General features: G+C 70.9%; 5 protein-coding genes. 1 reads left to right on the top strand and 4 read right to left on the bottom strand.

Going from position 1 to position 6000, the window contains the following annotated elements; translation table 11 throughout:
- Nucleotides 1-206: 206 nt before the first annotated feature.
- Entirely contained in the window at nt 207-668 is a 462-nt protein-coding gene (locus RNB18_RS05505) for a hypothetical protein (protein WP_311712979.1), read from the top strand.
- Nucleotides 669-857: 189 nt separating this feature from the next.
- On the opposite strand, the gene RNB18_RS05500 is transcribed toward RNB18_RS05505, so the two are convergent.
- The 4 genes from RNB18_RS05500 to RNB18_RS05485 form a co-directional block, all read right to left on the bottom strand.
- Nucleotides 858-2777, bottom strand: a complete 1920-nt coding sequence (locus RNB18_RS05500; protein ID WP_311712978.1) for a hypothetical protein — start codon at nt 2775-2777, stop codon at nt 858-860.
- Between the two features lie 382 nt (nt 2778-3159).
- Complete coding sequence (locus RNB18_RS05495) at nt 3160-4050, bottom strand: hypothetical protein (RefSeq protein ID WP_311712977.1); 891 nt, start codon at nt 4048-4050, stop codon at nt 3160-3162.
- Nucleotides 4051-4088: 38 nt separating this feature from the next.
- Nucleotides 4089-4301 carry a hypothetical protein gene (locus RNB18_RS05490; protein ID WP_311712976.1) on the bottom strand — a complete coding sequence of 71 codons (213 nt, stop codon included), beginning with the start codon at nt 4299-4301 and terminating at the stop codon, nt 4089-4091.
- Between the two features lie 278 nt (nt 4302-4579).
- The gene (locus RNB18_RS05485; RefSeq protein WP_311712975.1) at nt 4580-5815 is read right to left on the bottom strand and encodes a SpoIIE family protein phosphatase; all 1236 of its coding nucleotides are present in this window, start codon (nt 5813-5815) and stop codon (nt 4580-4582) included.
- Nucleotides 5816-6000 lie beyond the last annotated feature (185 nt).

Raw genomic sequence — 6000 nt, 5'->3', positions numbered from 1 at the left:
GGCAACGGCCTCCACCATGCGGTCCAGGCCGTCGCCCACATGCACAACCTCGCCTTGGCAGCATGATCAGAACAGCAGAAGCCCCGGCTTGACCTGCCCGAACACGACCTTCTGCAACACGCTTTAGCGCCTGTCTCCTTGATGAGTCGATCCACTGATCGGCGCCCCCTGAATGCTTGGGGCATCGCGCATGGAAGCCTCTCCACATGGACACATTCGCGGACCGACTCGACGGCGGGTGGAAGTGGTGGGAGGCCGCCATGGAAGAAGCGCAGGACGGGCGCTGGGTCCGTGACGCCGTGGAACGGCAAGTGATCGAGGACATCGGTGCCGCCACAAACCCTCTTCATGGTGGGCGGATGGCCCCGTTCACCGAGGAATCGTGGCACGTACGCATTGGGAGGATCGCGAACTGGGCCGGGGTGCTGCGGCTCGCGGCTCGGTCAGGCGGCTGGGTGCTCCAACCGGTCGCCGGGCGCAACCCGCCCCACCCTGCCGGCATGACCGAGTTGCTGTCTGGCATCTACGCGGTCGGCGAGCAAGGAGAAATCTGGATGCAGCAGCTCATGAAGGGCGAACTGCCACCAGAAGACGAGGTCGCGAAGGCTGAGGGGTTCCTCACCGGGCCGGGGTCCATCGAGGACCTTGAGCTCTTCTTCTACGACTGAAAGGCCGTCTCTTCCAGCCCCCCGGGTGGGGCCACCCGAACGACGTCGCGGCCAACCCCGAGGGTGCGCTGTAGGCGCGCGTACGACCGGGTACGGCGGAGTGCTCGCGGAGTTTGAACAGAGGTGGTCGGCTCGGCGTGCCGGAGTTCAGCGTCGGACCGCCACGGCCTCCGTTCAGGGTATTGGTGTTCAGCGCTGGGCTGCCACGGCTGTCGCGGCCGCGGTAAGGATGCGGTCCAAGACGGGGACCGGGATCGCCGGGTTGGTGACCGCTGCGCATGCCGTGTCGCGGTCGTGCAGCAGCCCGGCCAGGACGCGGGCCGGCAACCGCGGATTGCGCACCGCGGTGCCGCGGACGTAAGCCTCCGTGTCGTTCAGCAGCCGCACCGCGTCGGCCGGTGACAGCCGGGGGTCCTCAGCCGCGCGGCGGCGCACCTCGGCTTCGGGATCCCGGGCCAGGCGTGCGACGTCGGCCGGTGTCGACTCCGGATCGTCCAGGGCCAGGCGGCGCATCCGCCCGCTGGGGTCGGCGGTGTAGCGCAGCAGGCCCGTACGGGGGAAGTTGGGGTGGCTGTGGGGCCGGTCGGGGTGACTGAAGCTGCCGTCCCACCAGCGCCAGACCTCCAACAGCAGGTCGGCCGGCGCGTCCTCGCACGATTCGGCGAGGAACAGGCGGACCACCCGGTCCTCATCCCGCGCCAGGCGTGCCACGACATCCGGCGGGAGGTGCCGGGCTCGGGCCACACTGCGGCGGACCAGCGGGTGGGACGACGCGGCGAGACGGCGCATCGCGTCGGCGTCGCCGTGCAGGTCCACGACCCAGGGCAGGGTGTGCGACATCGACGTCGGGTCGAAGTCGTGGCGGACCGCGGCACGTTGCTCCTCGGTGAGGTCGGGGCGCAGCGCCACCGCGGAGCGGATGTCGTCCTGCGGGTCCTCCGCGAGCACGGCGACGCCGGGCACGCCCAGGCTCGGGTTGGCGGCCAGCGCCCGACGTACCTCCGCGTCCCCGTCCCGGACCAGCTCCGCCTCCATCTCGGGTGCGAGACGGCACTGTTCGAGCGCCCGCCGCGGGTCGGGCAGCGCGGTGAAAACCTCGCGAGGCATGGGTACGCCGGTGTGGTGGGCGAGCAGCGCCGCCGTACGCACCGCGTCGTCCGTGTCGGCCAGCAGCCGCTCCCGCAGCGGCGCAGCGAGGTCCTCCCACCGGGCACAGGCCGCCGCCCGCACCCGGGGATCGGCGTCGGCCGCGAGGCCAGGCAGGCGCTGTGCCGGGAGCCCCGGGAGTTCGGCCGCCTGCGCGCGGGACGGGCCGGCGAGAAGGTCGTCGTACAGATCCCCGGGAAGTTCGGCGCCCCAGATATAGGCGCGCTCCGCCCAGAGCACGCGCCGGCTCGACGACGGCTCGGCGCGCACCAGGCGTACCCACTGATCGGACGTGAGCTTGGGCCGGAAGGTGTCCGCAAGCCTCGAGCGCACCCGCGGATCGGGATGCGCCACGGCGGCCTCGAGTACGGCGGGCCGGTCGCAGCCGTCCAGGAAGCCCTCCTCCACATCCAGCAGCCGGATCAGCAGTTCGTCCGTCGCGGCCGGATTCGACCCGATCCCCTCCGCCCAGTGCAGAGGCCACGCACGCCGGCCGGGCACCGCTGCCCACACCTCGGCGCGCTCGACCTCCGTCTCGCGCCCGGAGGCCTCGGCGGCCTCCTCCAGCCTCTCCGGCAGCCGGTCGAGGGCCGTCACCCGAGGCCTGCCCTCGACGGGCACCTCCGCCAGCAGCACCTGCCCGTCAAGGGAGAGCGCCACGAACCCGGGGTCGCCGGTCAACTCCGGCACGCCGCTCCCGGCGAGCCGGACCCGGGTCCACCAGGCGTCGTTGCCACCGATCCGGTGCCTGAGAACGGCAACCAGGAACTCGCCGTCGTCATCGCAAAGGCGGCGCCACCACGTGGCACCAAGCGCTTCGCGGACGACGCCGTGCGGCGCCGCAATCCCCCGCGCGATCCGCCAGCCGGCCTCCGGCGGGAACAGGCTGCCCGGGCGCAGGTCCTCAACGACGGTGAGTCCGGCGCGCGCGAGTAGTTCGTGGAGTTTCTCTTCCTGCTGCACGCGGTCATGATCCCCGCCGGCTGGCGGTGGGGACAAGGCCCTCAGCCCAGGCCCAACCGGCCCTCCCCCGCGTACACGTCATTGACTGCGACTCGTTCGGGAGGCCCCACCCCGTGAGAGCGGACAGCGCAAGATCCTTGTAGGCGGACACGGCGGGTCCCGCTCCACGGACAGTTGGTCCTCCTTCACCACGCGCACATCGTCCTGGCGGAAGGCTCCTCGCTGCGGCTGACCCACAGCGGGTGTCGGCCGGTGGACGGCGCACGCCGGTCCGCCCTGGCGGCGAACCGGCTTCCCCTGCCCTGCTCCGCAGGAGCTTCGTTTCCTCCCCGGCCTAAAGGCCGGGGCATCCACGAAGGACAGACCCCATGAACCGGACCGGCTAGTTGGCGCCTCTGGCCATACGGCGTACCTGCTGTGCGGTCTCGTGTGCCGCCCGCTCGGCCTGGGCGACGACTTCGGCAGCGGACCGGCTGTGTACCTCGGCTTCCTGCTGTTCGTTCTCGGCCTGCCGGCACTCCTCGCGCGCCTGCTTCAGCTGCTCCTCGATGGCGGACATCCGTCGGCGAGCCTGTTCGGTGTGCTCGCGCAGCCGCTGCAGCTCGGCTTCGACGTCCGCCTGCCGTGCACGCTCTTCACGCAGGCGCTGCTCGGCCGCCTCCGCTGCCTCCCGCGCCCGGGCCAGCTGCTCCTGACGGGCGCGGCGCCGCTCGGCGAGTTCGTCCTTGGACGCCCGTCCCGGAGACGCGGACGGGGACGCCGGGCGACTGCGGGGGCTCGGCCTCTCGGTCGACGGTGTGGTGCCCGGGCCGAATTCCGCGGGTGGGGTGAGGGCGTTGACCAGGCGGCCGCCCGCCCACTGATCGGCTGCGTCCGGATCTGCGAGTACGGCGCGCAGGGTCGCTTCGAGGTCCTGCTGGGCCGGTTGCGAGAGCCGGTGCCCGGCGTCACGGGCGAGCTGGGCGGTTTGCCGGGACAGGGCGGAGACGACGCGGCGGCGCTGCGTGGAGAGAGCCTTGAGGCTTTCGGCATCCAGGGCCTGGTAGGCCTCGCGCAGCGCGCGCCCCAGTTCCAGGAACTGCCGGCTCTCTTCCGGCTGGGAGCGCAGCAGGAGGTTGGCCGCCCAGGCCGCGAGGGTGGGGCGGCGGGCGGAGCGGATGCGGCGGGCATCGTCCACCCGGCCGGCTGTTTTCGCGGCGGCGGCCTGCGTCTCCCGCCGGGCAACGAAGTCGGACGGCGGCGTGGTGTACAGCTCGTCGAGGACGGCTTCCACGTCATCGCCTTCGTCGCCCCGGCGGCCTGTGCGCGCATTCAGCCTCTCCACACCTCCGGCCCGCCAGCAACCCACTCGATCCATCCGGACTCGACGACGTCCAGCTCGTTCGAGCCGGTCAGGTCCACGTTCTGCGGGAACGGGGCGAGGGCATGGGCGGTGAACGCCGTGCGGAACGTATGACCGTCGATGCCCACTCTGCGGCCACCCGTCCCAGACGGCGGGCAGACGATCACGCGGCGCTTCGACATGTCACTAGCCTCACGCCCACCGCACCGCCTCGCATCCCGGCAGGGCCCAGTTTCTGATCTCACCTCGCACGCCCAGGCACGAGAAAGGATCCTGACACTGTGACTGTTCACGGTAATTGGAGAGGAGCGGGCGCGTTCTGGCTGGTCACGACGCTTCTGTTCATCGTATTTGGCGAGGTCTGTTCGCGATACATGGCAAATCCGTGGTCGCTACGTTCAGTTCGGCAGGCAAACTGCCGGGTTTCGCCACTTGTGGCGTTCAGGTGGCGGCGCGCGGGTCACAGACGGAGGACGATCAGGGCGATGTCGTCGCGGGCGCCGCTGCTGACACCGAGGTGCGCGAGCAGCGCGTCGGCGAGACGTTCGGGGCTGTGGCGGGCATGGCGGGCGAGCGCGTCGGTGAGGCGTTGCAGGCCGGCATCGATGTCCTCGCCGCGGCGTTCGATGAGACCGTCGGTGTAGAGCACGAAGGTGTCGCCAGGGGTGTAGGACAGGTCCGCCTGGAGGCGGGGGACGGGTTCGGGGCGGGCCCCCAGCGGAGGGTCCGTGGCCTGGTCGAGAAGATCGCAGGTGCCGTCCGGGTGGAGCAGGACGGGAGGCGGGTGGCCGGCGCTGCTGTACAGAATGCGGCGAGCGCGGGTGTCGATGACGGCTTGGACAACGGTGGTGGCCAGCGCACCCTCCACATAGCGCGCATACAGGCCCAGGACGTCCAGGGCCCTCGCGGGCCCTTCTACGGCCCGGACGACGGCGGACAACGCGCTGCGCAGCATGCCCATGACGGCGGCGGCATCCAGGCCATGGCCGACGACGTCGCCGACCGCGACGGCGAATCTGTTCTCGGGCAGGTCGACCACCTCGTACCAGTCGCCGCACACGTTCAGTGACCCGGCGGCGGGCAAGTAGCGCACCGCGGTGTCCCGGTGCCGGGCCAGGTGGGGCGAGTGGAGCATGGCCTCCTGCAAGGTGACGGCGACCTGGCGTTCCCGGGCGTGGGCCTGGCGCAGTTTCTCGTTCACGCGATGGAGCTCGCGCGCCCGCGCGTACAACTCGACCTCCATCGCCTCCACGTCGCTGAGCGCCCCGCCTACTCGCCGACGAGGGTGGGAGAGGATGAACGAGGTCACGTCCTCCCCTCGGTGGAGGATCCACTCCACCTGACCGTCCGGCCCGAGCACCGGTGTGTTGATCGCGGACCACCACCGCTCCTCGAACACGCCGGGCCGGTCGGCCACGGGAATGTCGTACTTCATCGGAGCCATCGTGTCCGGCTCCTTCGAGCGCAGGACCCAGTGCAGGGAAGCGTGCAGATTCCGCACCCCGTCAGCATCCGGGTCCGCCGGATTGTCAGGGAACGCATCGAAAAGGTACCGCCCGATCAAATCCTCCCGAGTGCGGCCGGTCACCCGGCAGGCCGCCTTATTGACGTCGGCGAGCACCAGGTCCGGGCCCAGCACCATGCAAGGACTGGGAGTGACCGCGAACAGCGCCTTGTAGTCGATCCCCGGCCTCACCACACGATGTGGCCGGGCACCCTCAGCAGGGCTGGTCTCGTCCCTCACCCTTACGTTCTACCGTTCGTGGGCGTCCTCGGCACCTGGGCGTATCCTCTGTCCTCTCCTTGCGCCGCGCATCTCGGGCCCTCCTCATGCGTGCACGCAACGTGGGGTGGCCGCCGCGGGTTCGGCTCGTAGCCGGG

It is taken from the genome of Streptomyces doebereineriae (assembly GCF_031845645.1).
Classification (GTDB): Bacteria; Actinomycetota; Actinomycetes; order Streptomycetales; family Streptomycetaceae; genus Streptomyces; species Streptomyces canus.
The sequence above is the reverse complement of the archived record's forward strand: the minus strand, read 5'-3'. Positions and strand labels throughout refer to the sequence as shown.

What these genes read in the sequence shown, in the direction of transcription:
- RNB18_RS05505 (WP_311712979.1), top strand. Translation starts at nt 207, where the DNA reads ATGGACACATTCGCGGACCGACTCGACGGCGGGTGGAAGTGGTGGGAG.
- RNB18_RS05490 (WP_311712976.1), bottom strand. Translation starts at nt 4,301, where the DNA reads ATGTCGAAGCGCCGCGTGATCGTCTGCCCGCCGTCTGGGACGGGTGGC.